This is a genomic window from Caulobacter sp. X, assembly GCF_002742635.1.
Lineage (GTDB): Bacteria > Pseudomonadota > Alphaproteobacteria > Caulobacterales > Caulobacteraceae > Caulobacter.
In genome coordinates this window covers 1,593,982-1,611,472 of sequence record NZ_PEGF01000001.1, presented here as the reverse complement: position 1 = coordinate 1,611,472, position 17,491 = coordinate 1,593,982, and the positions used below count along the sequence as shown (strand labels likewise).

11 protein-coding genes and 2 pseudogenes are annotated in these 17,491 nt (G+C 68.9%); 4 read left to right on the top strand and 9 right to left on the bottom strand.

Annotated elements, in window-relative coordinates; genetic code table 11:
• Positions 1–64 precede the first annotated feature (64 nt).
• The 6 genes and pseudogenes from CSW60_RS07450 to CSW60_RS24300 form a co-directional block, all read right to left on the bottom strand.
• The gene (locus CSW60_RS07450; protein WP_099536625.1) at positions 65–781 is read right to left on the bottom strand and encodes a 2OG-Fe dioxygenase family protein; all 717 of its coding nucleotides are present in this window, start codon (positions 779–781) and stop codon (positions 65–67) included.
• 59 nt (positions 782–840) lie between these two features.
• Positions 841–1,227 (bottom strand): annotated as a pseudogene (locus CSW60_RS07445) (group III truncated hemoglobin); the annotation flags it as partial.
• Between the two features lie 218 nt (positions 1,228–1,445).
• Positions 1,446–3,866 carry a glycoside hydrolase family 3 N-terminal domain-containing protein gene (locus tag CSW60_RS07435; protein ID WP_099536622.1) on the bottom strand — a complete coding sequence of 807 codons (2,421 nt, stop codon included), beginning with the start codon at positions 3,864–3,866 and terminating at the stop codon, positions 1,446–1,448.
• Positions 3,867–3,989: 123 nt separating this feature from the next.
• Complete coding sequence (locus CSW60_RS07430; protein ID WP_236634233.1) at positions 3,990–4,541, bottom strand: hypothetical protein; 552 nt, start codon at positions 4,539–4,541, stop codon at positions 3,990–3,992.
• 170 nt (positions 4,542–4,711) lie between these two features.
• Positions 4,712–6,673 carry a M61 family metallopeptidase gene (locus CSW60_RS07425; RefSeq protein WP_099536620.1) on the bottom strand — a complete coding sequence of 654 codons (1,962 nt, stop codon included), beginning with the start codon at positions 6,671–6,673 and terminating at the stop codon, positions 4,712–4,714.
• Between the two features lie 182 nt (positions 6,674–6,855).
• The gene (locus tag CSW60_RS24300; RefSeq protein WP_099536618.1) at positions 6,856–7,734 is read right to left on the bottom strand and encodes a BON domain-containing protein; all 879 of its coding nucleotides are present in this window, start codon (positions 7,732–7,734) and stop codon (positions 6,856–6,858) included.
• 239 nt (positions 7,735–7,973) lie between these two features.
• Between CSW60_RS24300 and dnaG the strand changes: the two genes are divergently transcribed.
• The 3 genes and pseudogenes from dnaG to rpoD all read left to right on the top strand — a co-directional run bounded on the left by dnaG (position 7,974) and on the right by rpoD (position 13,813).
• On the top strand, positions 7,974–9,902 hold the full coding sequence (gene dnaG / locus CSW60_RS07415; protein ID WP_099536616.1) for a DNA primase: 1,929 nt from the start codon (positions 7,974–7,976) through the stop codon (positions 9,900–9,902).
• A 158-nt stretch (positions 9,903–10,060) separates the two neighbouring features.
• A pseudogene (locus tag CSW60_RS07410) lies at positions 10,061–11,413 on the top strand (PAS domain S-box protein); the annotation flags it as partial.
• 441 nt (positions 11,414–11,854) lie between these two features.
• Positions 11,855–13,813, top strand: a complete 1,959-nt coding sequence (gene rpoD / locus CSW60_RS07405; protein WP_099536614.1) for an RNA polymerase sigma factor RpoD — start codon at positions 11,855–11,857, stop codon at positions 13,811–13,813.
• A 194-nt stretch (positions 13,814–14,007) separates the two neighbouring features.
• Here rpoD and CSW60_RS24295 read toward each other — a convergent pair whose 3' ends face one another.
• From CSW60_RS24295 to CSW60_RS07390, 3 genes are all read right to left on the bottom strand, one after another.
• Complete coding sequence (locus CSW60_RS24295; RefSeq protein WP_099536612.1) at positions 14,008–15,639, bottom strand: M56 family metallopeptidase; 1,632 nt, start codon at positions 15,637–15,639, stop codon at positions 14,008–14,010.
• Positions 15,636–16,025 carry a BlaI/MecI/CopY family transcriptional regulator gene (locus CSW60_RS07395; RefSeq protein ID WP_099536611.1) on the bottom strand — a complete coding sequence of 130 codons (390 nt, stop codon included), beginning with the start codon at positions 16,023–16,025 and terminating at the stop codon, positions 15,636–15,638. Before CSW60_RS07395 ends, CSW60_RS24295 begins: the two co-directional genes overlap by 4 nt.
• Positions 16,026–16,148: 123 nt before the next feature.
• On the bottom strand, positions 16,149–16,655 hold the full coding sequence (locus CSW60_RS07390) for a VOC family protein (protein WP_099536609.1): 507 nt from the start codon (positions 16,653–16,655) through the stop codon (positions 16,149–16,151).
• 385 nt (positions 16,656–17,040) lie between these two features.
• On the opposite strand from CSW60_RS07390, the gene CSW60_RS07385 reads away from it, so the two are divergent.
• Positions 17,041–17,487 (top strand): hypothetical protein, encoded by a 447-nt coding sequence (locus CSW60_RS07385; RefSeq protein WP_143324132.1) that lies wholly within the window; start codon positions 17,041–17,043, stop codon positions 17,485–17,487.
• Positions 17,488–17,491 lie beyond the last annotated feature (4 nt).

The window sequence follows — 17,491 nt, the reverse complement described above, 5'->3', positions numbered from 1 at the left end:
ACGCTTTTCCATCGCCCGGGTGTCGGCGAGATGTCCGAATGTCGCCGCGCCGTTACAGCGAAGCTTACTCGTCTCTTTCGTCCGGGCGGCGGAACGTGGCGACCAGCACGTCGCGGATCGCGGGCAGGGCCGGATTCAGCGGGCGGATCGCGGTGACGCCGTGCAGCACCCGGTGGTCGTCGACGCAGACCATGTCGCCGGGCGCGGTCAGGGTGAACGAGCCCAGGCTCGTTCCGTCCGGCGCGTAGATGTCGGTGACGCCGCTGTCGACGTTGCGGCGGTCGACCAGCATGACGATCACCCAGTCGACGCCGTCGCGGTGCGCGCCCTCGGGCGTCGGCAGGCCGGCCATGTCGGCGCGGGCCTCGATGCGAAACTGGTGCAGCTCGACATGCCACGCCTCGGGCGGATCGGCGGTCAGCGGCTGGAAGAGCTCAAGGCCCGCCGCGATCACGCCGCGCGTCACCGGATGGTCGGCGATCGCCTCGGTCACCGGCTCGAACCAGCGCTGCACGCCGCCGTTCAGCGGGTTGTAGTCGCGGCTCTGCCAGTGCGGCTGGTGCGGCTTGCGGACGATGGCGTCGAGCGAGACCGCGAAGGCCGCGAACCGCCGCCGGCGATAGCGGCCGCCGTCGGCCATGAAGCCGTCCAGGGGGAGGTCGTTCCAGCTGTCGGCGAACGCTTTCCAGCTGGCCTCCGCCTCGGCGCCCAGCAGCGCCAGCGTCTCGGGGCCTTCGAAGCGGACGAAGCCGTCGGCGGCCAGCGCGTCGCGCGCGCTCACGCCGTCGCGTCCGACTTGTCCGCCCGCGCCCGCGGCGGAACCGCCTTGGGCAGGCTGGGGGCGGGGGCGTCGGGACGGAAGAAGAGGCTTAGCTTCAGGCTCTTGGCGATGCGCTCGGCCTTCTGGCCGACGACGGCGGCGCGCGGGGCGTCGAACAGGTCGGCGCAGGTCTGGTGGAAGAGGCCCAGCCACGGCGTGAACAGCCCCTCGGTGATCCCCTCGACGGACTGGTGGACCACCATCGGCTGGCCCTTGTAGCGGCCGGTCGTGTTCAGCACCGACGACCAGAAGTCCTTCAGTGTCGAGAGGTGCTGGGGCCAGCCGTCCTCGCCGATCGCGCTCTCGAAGATCGGGCCCAGGCGGTGGTGGCGACGGATGCGGGCGTAGAAGGTCTCGACGAGGAGGTCGATCTCTTCATCCGTGAAGAGAGGAGGGGGAACAGCCATGGCCGGAACATGGGCCGTCCGGGCCCGGGACTGAACCCCGACGCGATCAAACTTGGCTTTCGATTGTTACTTAAGGGGGGCGATAGTTCCTCCCCCGCGTCGCGGGGGAGGTGGCCCAGAGGGCCGGAGGGGGCAAGCTGGGCGGATGCGGCGCTCGCCCCCTCAGTCGCTCCGCGACAGCTCCCCCGCGGCGCGGGGGAGCAACTTCGTCAGCGCCCTCACGCCACCGTCAGCGTCGCCTTCTTCAGATCGACCGAGTTCGGGCCGACCAGGATCGAGAAGTCGCCGGGCTCGACGACGCGCTGCATGTCGAGGTTCCAGAACCACAGGTCCGACGGCTTGATCTCGAAGGTCACCGTGGTCTTGGCGCCGGGGGCCAGGGTGACGCGCTTGAAGTGCTTCAGCTCCAGCACCGGACGGGTGACGGAGGCCTCCTCGTCGTGGATGTAGAGCTGGACGACTTCGTCCCCGGCGACCTTGCCCGTGTTGGTCACGTCGACCTCGACCTTGACGCTCTCGCCCTGGCCGATCCTGGCCTTGGCCAGGCGCGGGGCCGAGATGTCGAAGGTCGTGTACGAGAGGCCGAAGCCGAACGGGTAGAGCGGGGTGACGTCGCCGCCCAGATAGCCGCGACGCGCGGTGGGCTTGCGGTTGTAGTAGATCGGCAGCTGGCCGACGTTGCGGGCGATGCTGACCGGCAGCTTGCCGCCCGGATTGGCGCGGCCGAACAGCACGTCGGCGGCGGCGGCGCCGGTCTCCTGGCCGAGGTACCAGCCCTCGATGATGGCGTCGGCGCGCTCGGCCAAGAGGTTGATCGACAGCGGACGACCGTTCAGCAGGAACACCACGGTCGGCTTGCCCAGGTCGAAGATCGCCTTGGCCAGGTCGTTCTGCTGGCCGACCAGGTCCAGGCTCTCGCGGTCGCCCAGGTGGTTGTCGGCCCAGGCCTCGCGGCTGGTCTGTTCGTTATCGCCCAGCACCATGACGACCACGTCGGCCTTCTTGGCGACCTCGACGGCTTCCGCGATGAGTTTGGCGTTGACGGCCGGATCGGTGAAGTTGACCTGATCCTGCGCCCAGATGCGCTGCTCGGTGATGCGCACGGCCTCGGCGTAGTCGAGGGCGAAGCCTTGCGCTTTGGCCTCGGCGGCCAGGCCTTCATGGATCGACACCACGTGGCGCGGAACGTCCGAGTAGCCGCCGATCGGCGTGTCCTTGGCGTGCGTTCCGAGAAGCGCCAGGCGCTTGATCTTCTTGCCATCGAGGGGCAGCACGCCCTTGTCGTTCTTCAGCAGCACCACGGCCTTGCGGGCGGCCTCGCGGGCCAGGGCGATGGCGTCCGGCGCGGCGGTCTTGGCGTCGGCGGTCTTCTCGTCGCAATAGGGGTTCTCGAACAGGCCGCCCTCGAACTTCATGGTCAGGACGCGCGCCACGGCGGCGTCGACCTCGAACTGCGGGATGCGGCCGGCCTTCACCAGCTCGGGGATCAGGGCGTAGGCCTCGCCGTCGGGCAGCTCGACATCCACGCCGGCGTGCAGGGCGCGCACGGCGGTTTCGCCCAGGTCGTTGGTCAGCTTGTGACGGCTGATCATCTCCTTGATGGCGAAGTAGTCGCTCTGGACCGAGCCCTTGTAGCCCCACTCCTCGCGCAGGACCTTGGTCAGCAGCCAGCGATTGGCGTGCGAGGGCACGCCGTCGATCTCGTTGTACGAGGGCATGACCGCGCGGACCGGCAGCTCCTTCACCGCGCGTTCGAACGGCGGGAAGAAATTCTCGCGCAGGGTGCGCTCGGCGATCTGGGCCGGGCCGACATTGGTGCCGTTCTCGGGCTGGCCATGGCCGGTCATGTGCTTGAGGGTGACGAAGACCTTGTCCTTGGCCAGGGGCAGGGTCGCGCCCTGGAAGCCGCGAATGGCGGCCAGGCCGATCTCGGCGCAGACGTGCGGGTCTTCGCCGTAGGTCTCCTCGATGCGGCCCCAGCGCGGGTCGCGGGCCACGTCGACGACCGGGGCGAGCGCCAGGTTCGAGCCCCGCGCGCGCATCTCGCGGGCGGCGACGGCGAAGATCTTCTCGGTCAGCTCGGTGTCGAAGGTCGAGGCCAGAGCGATGGCCTGCGGAAAGCTGGTCGCGTCGCGGGCGACATAGCCGTGCAGAGCCTCGTCGTGCATCAGCAGCGGGATGCCCAGGCGGGTCTTCTCGACCGCCCACTTCTGGGCGGCGTTGGTGTAGCGGGCGGTCTCCTTGGCGTTGCGGTTGACCGCGCCGTCGTCGGCGCCGGCCGCGGCGCCGATCACCGTCACGGGCTTCGCGCCCTTGCGGTCGGAAGGACGCGAGATCTGGCCCAGGCCATTGGGGAAGTTCTTACTGGCTTCCTCGGCCGAGAATTCACCGTCCGGGGTCTGGATCTTGGACTTGGTCAGCCAGACGCCGATCAGCTGGGCGGCCTTTTCCTCCAGCGTCATGCGGCCCAGGAGGTCCTGCACGCGGGCGTCGATCGGCTGGGTGGGGTCCTTGTAGAGCGGCTTGCCGCCGGACGTCTTCGGCGCCTTGTCGGCGGCGTTGGCGAGCGCGGGCAGGGCGGCGGCCGAGAGGGCGGCGAGGCTCGCGCCGAACAGGCGGCGGGTGATGGCGGTGGTCATCTGGACGTTTCCCCGGGGCTACGCGAATGGCGCGGCGGCTCTTGGGCCGCCTTCGCGCGGCACTATGGGGGCAGTTGTCTGACCACTCAAGCCGGAAATGGTACCGGTCTCATGATCCGGCGGCTAGTGCAGGGCGAAGCCCCCGGCTTGCGGCGGCGCCAGTTGGGTTTCGTCCATCCAGGCGGGCCAGACCGCTGTCGGCCATTCGCCGATCAGGTACTGCGAGCGGACGATGGCCAGCCATTGCCGCAAGGCGTCGGTCGTCAGGGCCAGGCGGGCGCCTTGCTCATCGCCCTCGGGCTTGAAGACCAGGACCACGCCGTCCGGTCCCGTCGCGATGTCGATGCTGGTCACGCAGCCGCCGTGGGTCTGCGCGGCGACGGGCGGTTCGGCGCCGAGAGCGGCCTCGGCGGCCTGCTGGGCGAACTCCTGCAGCAGCGCGTCGCCGCCTTGCTGCTCCAGCCAGCCGACCAGACGAGGGATCAGCACGCCCAGCATGCGCTGGGTCAGCCACAGGACCAGCGTGTCGCCCTTGGCGGTCTCGCCGGACAGGCGGATGCGATCCTCGTTGATCACGTACTGGGTGGTGACGCGTTGAAGTTCCGGCGGGTCCGGTATGGCGGGAGCTTGATCCATCAGGATCGACAGATAGCCGCTCGCGAGGCCGCGCGCCAAGGTCGCCGATTGTCGGGGAGGCCAGACGCGAAAAAGGGCCCGCCGTTGGGAGAGGGGGGTGGCGGGCCCTTTTGGTACGCGTTCAGAGGGAATGAACAGGCGGGAAAATGGCATAATCGCCGGCTTCCCGCCCTTCCCCATTTCGTCGCAGGCTGCGAGACGTTCGCAGCCTATTTGCGCGGCGTCAGGATGTCGTCGAGGCGCGTGGGCGCGCCGGCGATCTTCTCCAGGCGCGGATAGCGCAGACCGCCGCGGTAGTCGATCTTGACGCTCTTGTAGCGCGAGCCGTCCTTGATCAGCAGCTCGACCAGCGGGTTCTCGGGCTTCATGGCGGCGGTGACCGCGGCCTTCAGCTTGTCGCCGTCGAAGGCCTCGCCGTTGACGGCCACGACCGTCACGCCCTGGGTCAGGCCGGCCTTGAACGCCGGGCCGCCCCACTGGACGTCGCTGATCACGCCGTCCGAGCCGACCGACAGGCCCAGCGAATAGCTGAGGCCCGTGCTCTTGGCGCGGCTCTCGGCCGTCTTCGTGAACTCGGTCGGCGTGGCCGTGTAAACCAGCTTGTAGCCGCCGCGCTCCAGGCCATCCAACGGGCCCTTCTCCTGGACCTCCTGGATGCGGGCCTTGAGGAAGGTCGCCCAATCATAGGCGTAGACGCCGTTCAGCGTGCTGACCACGTCTTCGAACGTATAGGTGCGCGGCACGTAGGAGCCGTTGTCGACGCCGAAGAAGGCCTTGGCGAAGTCGTCCAGCGACTTCTTGCCGCCGGTCTTCTCGCGGATCAGGGTGTCGGCGTCGAGCCAGACCAGCAGGCCTTCGGAATAGTAGTCCTCGCTGCGCTGCCACGACAGCCACGACAGCGGCTTGCGGTTGGCAATGATCGGGTCGTTGGTGGTGTCCTGCACCGGACGCCAGTCGCGGCCGCGACGGTTGTCATAGGTGGCGGCCGTGGCGGCGAACGAGTCCATGACCTGCTGCTTGGTCATCAGGCCCGAGCGGGCGGCCAGGACGTTGCCCCAGTACTGGGTCTGGCCCTCGTAGACCCACATCATGCTGTCGCGCATCGGCACGTTCAGGTTCGGGGTCCACAGGTCGGCGGCGCGTCGGAACTTGCCGTTCCACGAGTGGGTGTATTCGTGGCTCAAGAGGTCGCGGCCGACGAAGCTCTTGTCCCACTCCGTGAAGTACTTCGGCGTGACGCGGTTTTCGGAGGAGCGGTGGTGCTCCAGGCCGATGCCGCCGATCTTGTCCGACAGGGCGACCAGGAAGTCGTAGTGATCGTAGTGGTGCGCGCCGTACAGCTTGTAGGCCTGCTGCACGAGGTCCTTGTGGATCTGGATCTGCTCGGGCTTGGCCTCCAGCAGTTCCGGGCTGTCGGCGACCAGGTTCAGGCGCACGGGCGCGGGGCCGGTGGGATCAAGGTCGATCGACTTGAAGTACTTGCCGGCGAAGATCGGGCTGTCGACCAGGGTCTCGACCGTGGTCGTCTTGAAGGTCGTGACTTGGCCTTCGGTCTTGGCGGTCTCCAGCGCCGTGGCCAGCTTCCAGCCTTCCGGCAGCTTGACGCTGGCCTCGATCGGGATCTTCCGGGTGTAGTAGCCGGCCGGATACAGGGTGACCTGCAGCCACTGCAGGTTCAGCATTTCGGGGGTGACCTCGGTGCGGCCGACCTTGGCCTCGACGGCGGTCAGGAACTGGTAGCTGACCTGGATCTCGCTGACCCCCTCTGGCACGTTGACGTGGAAGGCGTGGACGCTGACGACGTCGCGGACCCACGGGATGCGCTTGCCGTTGGCGGTGACCACCAGGCCCGCCAGCTTGTCGAGATCGTTGCGCGGCGAGTGGCCGCCCGGGACCCACTGCGGATACAGGAACACGAAGTCGCCGGCCTTGCTGACCGGGATGGTCGTGGTGACGTTCCAGATCTTGCGATCGAGGTCGGTGGCGTCGACGGCCAGCTTCAGCGCGCCCACGTAGGGGATGTCTTGCGGCGCGGGGATCGGCGCGGTCGGCGCGGCCGACTCCGGCCAGGGCTGCGAGCCGATGGGGCTAGGAACCTGCGCCAGCGCGGCGGTCGCGGCTAGGGACAGGACGGAGACGGAGAAGAACAGCGCTTTCACGAAACACCCCAATGCGGCGCGCGGGCGTGCTCCCGCGACGAGAAGCCGGGATGTTTGTGGCGTTAATACGAGCTTGTCGAGGCCAAGTTGGCCTCCGCATGCGGATTATGGGCTATCGTTTCGAACGTGAAACGAAGCTGCCAAGACGTAATCAAATCCTCCCCCACTAGGGGGGAGGATTTGTGGTTCTGGCCTTACCCCAGCGGATCCGACGAGGTCGGCACGGTCGTAGCGGTCGAGGTCGTCCCCGTCCCCCGATCGACGCGCAGGTTGTTCTGCACGTGGTCGACGCCCGACACCGTCTCGGCGATGGCCTCGGCGCGCTTCTTGTCCTCGCGCGAACGGACCGAGCCCGTCAGGGTCACTTCGGAATCCTGCACCATCACCTCGATCCCTTGCGCGTCCAGCCAGGCGTCGTCGGTGAGGCGGTCGCTGACATCCTCGCGGATGCGCTCGTCCGAGCGGCGGTAGCCCTTGGGCCCACGCCCGCGATGCTCGCCGTCCGCCTGGCGACGCTGCGATGCGTCGCGATCGCCCATCCATGAGGAGACTTCGTCGCGGGCCCGATCGAACCAGGTGCGCTCTTCCTCTTGCGGACGCGCGCGGTCGCGCGGGCTGAGCGAGCGGTAGGGGTTGTAGTCGCCATAGGCGCCGTCGCGCTCGCGGCGCGGGTCGCGGTGTTCGAAATAGCGCTCGTCGCCATAGTCGGCGGTGCGGCTGGAATAGCCGCTGGAGCCGTAGTCGCCGGTGGCGCCGCCGAAGTCGTGGCCGCCGACCCGGCCCCAGTCGCCCGGCTGGCGATAGCCGCTTGCGCCAGCGCCATAGTCCGCGCCGGAGTTCATTCGGCCATAGCCGACGTCGCCGCCTTGCTGGGCCGCGCGCAGGAACTGGCTGCCGCCCCGGCGCTTGTCGGTGCGATAGCCGTCATCGGTGCGGTATCCGCTCTCGCTGCGATAACTGTTGTCATAGGCCGGGTCCCGGCGGCGGCTGGCGTCATAACCATAGCCCCGGTCCTGGTCGAAGTCGGGCTCGACGTCGAAGCGGCCCTCGCGATCGTTCCACCGTTGCGGCATGGGTCTTCTCCCTGGCGTTCTGGACAAGCGGGCGCGACCCAACTGACGGGTGCGTCTCGCCGGAAAGAACGGGCGGGCGCGAACGGCTGTTCCTAATGCCGCGCTTGATCGGTTAATCTGTGGGTAACCTGTGGGGACTCGCGGTATGGCTTGGGACGAGGCCGCTGCGTCCGGTTCTGGCGAAGCGGCCCGCCAGATAAGGTGTCGGGTTCAAGCCCGCGAAGTACCGCTCACCCTCAATGCGTTTCGACGACCGCTTCCTCGAAGAACTGAAGTCCCGCCTTCGCCCGTCCGACGTTGTCGGCAAGACGGTGAAGCTGCGGCGGCAGGGGCGCGAGTATGCGGGGCTGTCGCCGTTCACCAAGGAGAAGAGCCCGTCGTTCTTCGTCAACGACGAGAAGGGCTTCTATCACTGCTTCTCCAGCGGCAAGCACGGCGACATCATCAGCTTCCTGCAGGAGACCGAGCGGCTGACCTTCGCCGAGGCGGTCGAGCGCCTGGCGGCCGAGGCGGGCATGAGCCTGCCCGAGGTCGACCCCCGCGCCGCGCGCGAGGAGCAGAAGCGCTCGTCCCTCGGCGACTGGATGGAGCTGGCCGCCGCTTGGTTCGAGAGCGAGCTGCGCCGTCCGGTCGGCCAGGCCGCCCGCGCCTATCTGGAAAGGCGCGGCCTGCCCGAGAAGGAGTGGAGTCGCTTCCGCATCGGCTTCGCGCCCAACAACCGCACGGGCCTCAAGGACTATCTGATCGCCAAGGGCGCCAAGCCGGGCGACCTGGTCGACGCCGGCGTGCTGATCTCGCCGGAAGACGGCGGCCAGCCCTATGACCGCTTCCGCGACCGGATCATCTTTCCGATCACCGACAGTCGGGGGAAGGTCGTCTCGTTCGGCGGCCGGGCGATGGATCCCGCCGCCCGCGCCAAGTACCTGAACGGCCCTGAGACCAGCCTCTTCCACAAGGGGCGGGTGCTGTACGGCCTGTTCGAGGCCCGCAAGATCCTGCACGCCGGCCAGAGCGCGGGCGAGAAGCCGCCGATGGTCGTTGTCGAGGGCTATATGGACGTCATCGCCTGCCAGCGCGCCGGCGTCCCGGCCGTGGCGGCCATGGGCACGGCCCTGACCGAGGAGCAGATGGAGGGCCTCTGGCGCCTGCATCCGACCCCGACCCTCTGCTTCGACGGCGACAAGGCCGGCCGCCGCGCCGCCGACCGCGCCATCGACCGCGCCTTGCCGCTGCTCAAGCCCGGCCGCTCGTTCCTGTTCTCCATGCCCGTCGGCGGCAAGGACCCGGACGACGTGCTGCGCGAGCAGGGGCCGGCGGCGCTGAAGGCTCAGCTCGCCGACACCAAGCCCTTTGTCGAGGCCCTGTTCGAGCGCGAGCGCGACCTCGAGCCGTTCGACACGCCCGAGCAGCGCACGAACCTGAAGGTCCGGCTGCGCACCCTGGCGGCGACCATCGCCGACAAGGACCTGGCCCACGCCTATAAGGAAGAGCTGCTCGACCGTCTGGACGAGATGCGCGCCGCGCGCCGCCAGGCCCAGACGCCTAGCGAGGCGGGCCGCACCATGGCCCGAGCCCGCTGGGACAACACGCCCCGGCGCGGCGGCAAGGGCCGGCTGGAGGGCTCCACCGCCGAGGGCCGCCAGGCCGCCGCCGCCCTGCAGCAGGCCCCGCGTCCGTTCTCCGCCGCCCTGCTGATCGCCGCCATCCGCGATCCCAAGGTGGTCGACGACCGGATCGAGGTGCTGATGAACCAGGGCTTCGGCGACCAGCGGCTGGACGCCATCGCCCAGGAGCTGGTGAACCTGCGCATGGACGCCGACCACGTCGAGGCGAACATGGTGCGCGGGCGCCTGGCCTCGGCCGGCTATGACGACCAGACCCTGGCGGCGCTGGAGCGCTCGGCCGCCCACGTCAAGGCGCTGGACGCCGCCCAGAGCGCCGCCCAGAGCCCGGAGGACGCGATCCGCGGACTGTGGTCGCAGGCCTTCGACCTCCTGCTGCGGCTGACGGCGCTGGAGCGGGCGGTGGACGACGCCAAGGCCGATCTCGTCGACGACAGCGACTTCCAGACCCTGCTGCGGCTGAAGACCGAGCGCGACGCGGTCAAGCGGCTGATCGACAGCGGCGGCTGGACCGACCCCAGCCTGGTGGCGCAAGTCCTCCACTAGAGTTAGCGGCCCTCAACCTTCCCGGTTGCCTTTCGATCGTGGGAGTTGTGTGTTGAAGCGGCGCGCTTGGGGGGCGGTTCGCCAACCCATGGCCGCGCGCCGGAAGCCACTGCGAGACCAGCTTGTCGGACCTCGAAAGACCGCAGCCGATCCTGACCACCGAGGCGGTGACCCGCGTGGTCGCCAGCGAGGCGCGCTTCCGCGCGGCGATCGAGGCGGTGCAGGGCGTGCTGTGGACCAACAACGCGCGCGGCCAGATGGAAGGCGAGCAGCCGGCCTGGGCGGCGCTGACCGGCCAGACCTTGGATGAGTACCAGGGTTTTGGCTGGACCAAGGCCGTGCATCCCGACGATGTTCAGCCCACCCTCGGGGCCTGGCTGGAGGCGGTGGCCGAAAAGCGCACCTTCGAGTTCGAGCACCGGGTGCGGCGGCATGACGGCGTCTGGCGCGACTGCCGCATCCGCGCCGTTCCGCTGTTCGAGGACACCGGCGAGATCCGCGAGTGGGTGGGGGTCCACACCGACATCACCGAGCAGAAGGCGGCAGCCGACAAGCTGCGCGAGAGCGAGGCCCTGTTCCGCACCCTGGCCGACGCCGCGCCCGCACCGATCTGGATGACCGAGCCCTCCGGCGAGGTCGAGTTCGTCAACGCCGCCTTCGCCGAGCTGGCCAACGTGGAGCGCGGCGACCTGATGGGCCACGCCTGGATCGGGCTGATCCATCCCGACGACGTCGCCCAGATCCTGGTGCGACGCGAGGCGGCGCGGAAGGGGCCGGACCCCTACAGCTTCGAGGCCCGCTTCCGGCGTCACCCCGAAGGCTGGCGCTGGATGCTGGTCAACGCCAAGCCGCGCATCGACGCCAGCGGCGTCTTCCTGGGCTATGTCGGCATGGCCATGGACCTCACCGAGATCAAGACGGCCCAGGCCCATCAGCAGCTGCTGATCAACGAGCTGAACCACCGGGTCAAGAACACCCTGACCTCGATCCAGTCGATCGCCCGCCAGACCCTGCGCTCGGAGGACGTGTCGCCCCGAGCCCGCGACCAGTTCATCGAGCGGCTGATGGCGATGTCGGCGGCTCATAATGTGCTGACCAGCGAAAGCTGGTCGGGCGCGGTCATCGACGACATCCTGCGCGAGGCCTTGAGGCCCTTCGCGGATGATCGCGATCCCGACCGCATCACCATCAAGGGGCCCTCCCTGCGGGTCGAGCCCGGCGCGGCCCTGGCCCTGGCCCTGGCGGCCCACGAGCTGGGGACCAATGCGGCCAAGTACGGCGCCCTGTCGTCGCCGGGCGGCCAGGTCAGCGTCGAGTGGGCGCTGGAGGACGACAAGCACGCCGTGGTCCGCTGGCGCGAGCGGGGCGGGCCCGAGGTCAGCGTCCCGACCCATCGCGGCTTTGGCGCGCGGCTTCTGGAACGCGGCGTGGCTGGCGACCTGGGCGGCAAGCCCGAACTGGTGTTCCTGCCGGGCGGAGTCGAGGCCCGGCTGCCCATTCGGGTCGCCTGACCGCTGCGTCAGGCTCCAAAAGTCTGGACCTGGCGCTGCAAATCTTTGCGGTCCGGGCGCTGTCTCATCTTGACACCGGCGTCACCCACGGCCACATGCCGACTCAAGGATTTGCCACGCAGCTGATTGACATCGCTCGGGCCGCCGGAGCGCGCGCCCTTATCGAAACAGGATGTCACCCTCGCCGCCGCCCCAAGTCCCCAGCGGTCGCTGACCCCTTCGGGAGATGCGCCAGACCGCGCTTATCGCCTTGTGTCTCCGACGGGTCTCTCGCGGAGCGATCTCACATGGCGGCGAGCGCTGGATGGCGGCCTGACGGGAACGTGATCCCTGGGTAAGCGCTGATCAAAGGCGCGGACGAGGCCGGCAAGCCTTTTCGATACGGATTTTTTCGGCGCGCGTCTTGCAGGACTGAAGGCGACGTCGATTGCGGAGAGCTTGATGAGCACCAATTCCTCGGCCGAGACGGAAGCCCCGGAAACCACCGGCGGTGATGGCCCGCTGCTCGACCTGACCGACGCCGGCGTCAAGAAGTTCATCAAGCAGGCGAAAGCCCGCGGCTACGTCACGATGGACGAGCTGAACAAGGTGCTGCCGTCGGAGGAGGTGTCTCCCGACGCGATCGAAGACACCCTGGCCATGCTCAGCGAGATGGGCGTCAACGTCGTCGAGGCCGAAGAGGACGCCGAAGGCGGCGAGGGCGGCGAAGTCGCCACGCGCGACGAAGGCACGGCCGTCATCACCAGCGACAAGCCGGCCGCCTACGACCGCACCGACGACCCCGTGCGCATGTACCTGCGCGAAATGGGCTCGGTCGAGCTGCTGTCGCGCGAGGGCGAAATCGCCATCGCCAAGCGCATCGAGGCCGGCCGCGACACCATGATCCGCGGCCTCTGCGAGTCCGCCCTGACCTTCGAAGCCATCATGGTGTGGCGCGAGGAGCTGGGCTCGGGCCGCATCCTGCTGCGTGAAGTCATCGACCTGGAAGCCACCTACGCCGCGATCAACGGCGTCGCCGCCGCGCCGGCCGCCGATGACGACGAGGGTCCGGCCGAACCGGTCGACGACGAAGCCGGCGAGGCCAAGGCCGAGGGCGCCGAAGGCGAGGACGAGGACGACTTCGACGACGGCGCCGGTCCGACCGTCAGCGCCATGGAAGGCGAGCTGCGCGAAGGCGTGATGGCCATCCTGGACGCCATCGCCAGCGAGTTCGAAAGCTTCCGCAAGCTGCAGGACAAGCTGGTCGGCAGCCGCCTGAAGGGCGAGGACCTCTCGGAAGCCGACCGCAAGGCCTACGAAGGCCTGTCGGCGACGATCATCCAGCACCTGAAGACGCTGAAGCTGAACAACAACCGCATCGAGGCTCTGGTCGAGCAGCTCTATGCGATCAACAAGCGCCTGATCGGCCTGGAAGGCCGCCTGCTGCGCCTGGCCGACAGCTACGGCATCAGCCGCGCCGAGTTCCTGAAGGCCTATTTCGGTTCGGAGCTGAACCCGACCTGGACCGAGCAGGTCAAGGCGATGGGCGTGCGCTGGACCAAGTTCGTCGAGAACGACCAGAGCTCGATCAGCGACATCCGCCAGGAAATCGCCGCGCTCGCCACCGAGACCGGCGTGCCGATCGACGACTACCGCCGCATCGTCCAGACCGTGCAGAAGGGCGAGCGCGAGGCCCGTCAGGCCAAGAAGGAGATGGTCGAGGCCAACCTCCGCCTCGTGATCTCGATCGCCAAGAAGTACACCAACCGCGGCCTGCAGTTCCTGGACCTGATCCAGGAAGGCAACATCGGCCTGATGAAGGCGGTCGACAAGTTCGAGTACCGCCGCGGCTACAAGTTCTCGACCTACGCCACCTGGTGGATCCGTCAGGCGATCACCCGCTCGATCGCCGACCAGGCGCGGACCATCCGTATCCCGGTGCACATGATCGAGACGATCAACAAGATCGTCCGCACTAGCCGCCAGATGCTGCACGAGATCGGCCGCGAGCCGACCCCGGAAGAGCTGGCCGAAAAGCTGGCCATGCCGCTGGAAAAGGTCCGCAAGGTCCTGAAGATCGCCAAGGAGCCGATCTCGCTCGAAACGCCGATCGGCGACGAGGAAGACAGCCACCTGGGCGACTTCATCGAGGACAAGAACGCCGTCCTGCCGATCGACGCGGCCATCCAGTCCAACCTGCGGGAAACCACCACCCGCGTGCTGGCCTCGCTGACCCCGCGTGAAGAGCGCGTGCTGCGCATGCGCTTCGGCATCGGCATGAACACCGACCACACGCTGGAAGAAGTCGGCCAGCAGTTCTCGGTGACCCGCGAGCGCATTCGTCAGATCGAGGCGAAAGCCCTGCGCAAGCTCAAGCACCCGAGCCGCTCGCGCAAGCTGCGCAGCTTCCTGGACTCCTAGGGTCCGTCCTCGGGCTTGTCCCGAGGATCCAGGCGCAAACGAAGACGCCCCGGTCTCAGGACCGGGGCGTTTTTGTTTCTATCCCTCTCCCCCTGCGGGAGAGGGTGGCCCGAAGGGCCGGGTGAGGGGTTGCGCTCCGCTGTCCGGAAAGGCCTTCCGACCCCTCATCCGTCGTCTTCGGCGACACCTTCTCCTCACAACTGCTCCCGCGCCCGTTGCTCCAGCCGGTCGGCCTGGCGTTCCATCGCGTCGGCCTGGGCCGGCATGCGACGGGCCGCGTCTTGCAGCTCCTCGTCCGTCACGGTCTGCCCGCGGGCGCGGTTCTCGGCGATCTGCTTGGCGCGATAGGCGGGGTCGCGCAGGCGGGCGGCCTCCTCGCGCATCTGGCGGGCGCCGGCCCGGATCTGTTCGGCGCCCTTGGCCATGTCGAAGCGGGCCTGCCTCATCGCCGCCGCCCGTGAGCGTTCGGCGACCTTGCGGGCCTCCTCGCCAATGCGGCGGGCTTCCTCGGACGAGAGACGGGCCTGCTGGGCATAGACGCGCGCCTGGGCGCGAGCTTCGCGCGCGGCGGCCTCGATCTCGTCGCGGTGGGCCTCGACCTGGCGGCGGATTTCCTCGGCGTTGATGCGCGAGGCTTCCGCGAGCTGGCGGGACCAGTCGGCCTCGGCGCGCGCCTGCGCCCGGTCCCATTCGGCCTGGGCGCGGGCCTGGGCCACGTCATAGGCCTCGGCCGCATCGGCCGGCGGGGCTGGAGGAGCGGGCGGGGCCGGCGGCGGCGCCGGCGCGGGAGGCGCGGCCTCGGCGGCGGGGGCCGGCGGGGCGGGCGGCAGCGGCGCGCTGGCGACCTTGGCCGGGGGAACGGGCGGGATCGGTGGCGCGATCTGGCGGGTCACGGCGAAGGCGGCCAGCGGCGCGGCGACCAGCGCGATGGCGCCGATGCAGAGCGCGACGGTCAGCGGACGACGGCGGGCGGGCGTGTCGATCATGATGTTGGCGATCCTCGATTTCAGCGTGCGGCTGTCGGCGGCCATCGGCAGCGAGGCGACCGGCGCGAGCAGCGGGGTGGGATGGGCGGCCAGGCGGACCAGGGTGCGGGCGTAGAGCGCGCGGTCGACAAAGCCGAGCGCGGCGGCGTCGGCCGCCTCTTCCGAGCGCTGGCGCAACGTCGCGTGCAGGCGCCAGACCAGCGGGTTGAACCAGAAGATCGCCAGCACGACGCGGGAGATCAGCAGGAAGATCCAGTCGTGGCGCCGCAGGTGCGCCAGCTCGTGGGCCATGATCGCCGGGGCGGTGTGGCGCTCGGCCAGGGTGGCGGGGTCGATCAGGATGGCGCCGGGGGCGACGCCCCAGCTCAGCGGACCGGCCACGCGGTCGGAGCACACGAGGTTGGGGCGGTCGGCCGGCGGCAGGTCCTCGATCGGCGCCAGCCAGGCGGGGCAGGTCACGGGATCTGCCTTCTGGGTCCAGCGGGTCAGGGTGCGCAGGCCCAGGGCCAGCCGCCCGCTGATCAGCGCGGCCCCCAGCAGCCACAGGCCGCCCAGGATCGCGCCGGGCGTCATCCAGCGCGGAGGCGGGGTGGTCGGCGGGGCGGTCGCGACGTCCGACACGGCGGGCAGGGGCGCGTCGATCATCGGCGGCAGGAGGGCCAGTTCGATCGGCGGCAGGGCGTTCATGATCACCGGCAGGGCCAGCAGCAGGCAGACCGTCCCGCGCAGGATGTCGACCCGCTCGACCGGGCGCTGCGTCAGGCGGCGCGAGGCGATCAGGCCCGCGCCCGCGACCAGGCTGGACTTGACCAGCAGCGAGATCAGCAGCGTCCAGGTCATTGCTTGCCCTCCCCACCCTTGGTTTCGACGGCCTTGTCGATCATCGCCTCGAGGGCGGCCGCCTCTTCCGGCGTCAGCTTTTGGCCAAGGCCCAGCAAGGCGCTGGCGGCGCTGGCGGCCGAGCCGGCGAAGAAGGTGTCGATCAGGCGCCGGAGGGCCCCCACGGCGACGGTCTCCGTGGCCTGGGCGGGGCGGTAGGCGACGCCGTGCGCGCCGGGCGAACGCTCGACCAGGCCCTTGCTCTCCAGCCGGGCCAGCAGGGTGCGGACGGCGGAGTCGCTCAAGGGATCGGCGAGGGCGGCGCGGACCTCGGCGGTCGTGCCGGTCTCGAGGCGGCACAGGGTCTCGAAGACCTCGCGTTCGCGTCGGGGCAAGGAGTCGATCAAGGCGGCCTCCGCTGACTGTTCGCTACATTCGTAGCGCTACATTTGTAGCGACGAAAGTGAACTCGTGGTAATGCGGAAGGCGCAAGAGGGGCGGCGTTCGGGGGAGCGCCGCCCCGCTCACCCTTAGGCGTGTTCCAGAGTACGCGCCTGGGGCTGGTGGGTGTCGAGGGCCGCGTTCGGATCGGCCATCTCGGTCACCGCATTGGCGAAGCTCAGATATTCGGCGGCGAAATCCAACGGCAGGATCTCGACCAGCCAGGCGTTCTCGACCCAGACCTCGATCACGTGGAAGTGGCCGCCGCGGTCGCAGACGAAGGCGTCCCAACCCTTGGCCGCGGCGCGGTCCAGAACCGCCTGGCGGTCCATCGAGACGCTGAGCGCGAAGTGGGTCGGCGAGCGGCGCTCGGCGGCCTCGGCCTGGCGCACGAACACCGCGCCGGGATCGCCGTTCGGGACCATGACGCTGCCGGCCGGATAGATCTCGATGGCGGTGCCCATGCCGTCGGCCTTGAACACCATGTGGCTACCCGGATTGGGTGGAAAGTCGACGGCGACGCCGCCCATGATGTCGGCGAAGAATTCCGCGACGCCCTGTGGGTCGATGGCGCTGACGGACAGATGATGGATCACGATATACCCTTGATGACTAGGCGCAGCGGGGCTCACGACGCGCGACGACCGTCACGCGCTTGGCCTTAAGCTCGCCAATTGCTGTTTAAAAAACGGCGTTACGCGCCGGAGCGGCGGGGTTTACGGGCGCTGATCTTGCCGCTCAACTTACAAGACCTTCATGACTTCGAATTAACCTTGAGCATGACGCGGCGTTCGCCGCCGGCGCGTCGGTGGGCGCGGCCCGCGCGCCGCTTCACTTGATCCAGGACAATGCTCGCGAACAGCGCCAGTGGCCTACCGAGGCCGGAGGCGTTTTATGCGTGTCGAGTTTTTTGAAGGCCTGCCCGGCGTCGTGGCGGCTTTGGTTGTCGTAGGATGTATCGCGTCGATTTTCGGGTTTCGAGTGCGGAAGCCCGCAAGGTCTCGGACGCCGGCGGCGCATGAGGTCCCACGGTTCGAAGAAGGCGCCATCGCCGAGCGAGCCGACCCAGACCGTCCCAGCTTTGGTCAGTCCGCCCAGGTCAGGCTGACGCCTCAACTGAACGCGCTGGTCGAACGCGCTCGGGCGCACGGGTTCGAGGCGCTCTACGAGGTGACCGGCGAGGGCGAGGCGGCCAAGCACCGCCTGGAGGTCAGGCGCCCGGATCACCCCGCCGGCCAGCCGCTGCCCTATATCGCCTTTTCGGCGGGCGACGCGGGTCTGGTGGACGTCATCTTTGGCGGGATGTTTCCAGGACCCATCGATCACAACGGGGCGGATACGGAGATCGACTGGCGAACGGTTCGCTGGGACCAGGTCGACAACGTCCTGGCGACCTTCGCGCACAAGCTTTTCGCGCGGTTCGATTAATCCA

Bases quoted from the DNA above. Each gene is read 5' to 3' on its own strand.
- CSW60_RS07435 (WP_099536622.1), bottom strand. From the start codon at position 3,866: ATGACCACCGCCATCACCCGCCGCCTGTTCGGCGCGAGCCTCGCCGCC.
- CSW60_RS24300 (WP_099536618.1), bottom strand. From the start codon at position 7,734: ATGCCGCAACGGTGGAACGATCGCGAGGGCCGCTTCGACGTCGAGCCC.
- dnaG (WP_099536616.1), top strand. From the start codon at position 7,974: ATGCGTTTCGACGACCGCTTCCTCGAAGAACTGAAGTCCCGCCTTCGC.
- rpoD (WP_099536614.1), top strand. From the start codon at position 11,855: ATGAGCACCAATTCCTCGGCCGAGACGGAAGCCCCGGAAACCACCGGC.
- CSW60_RS24295 (WP_099536612.1), bottom strand. From the start codon at position 15,639: ATGACCTGGACGCTGCTGATCTCGCTGCTGGTCAAGTCCAGCCTGGTC.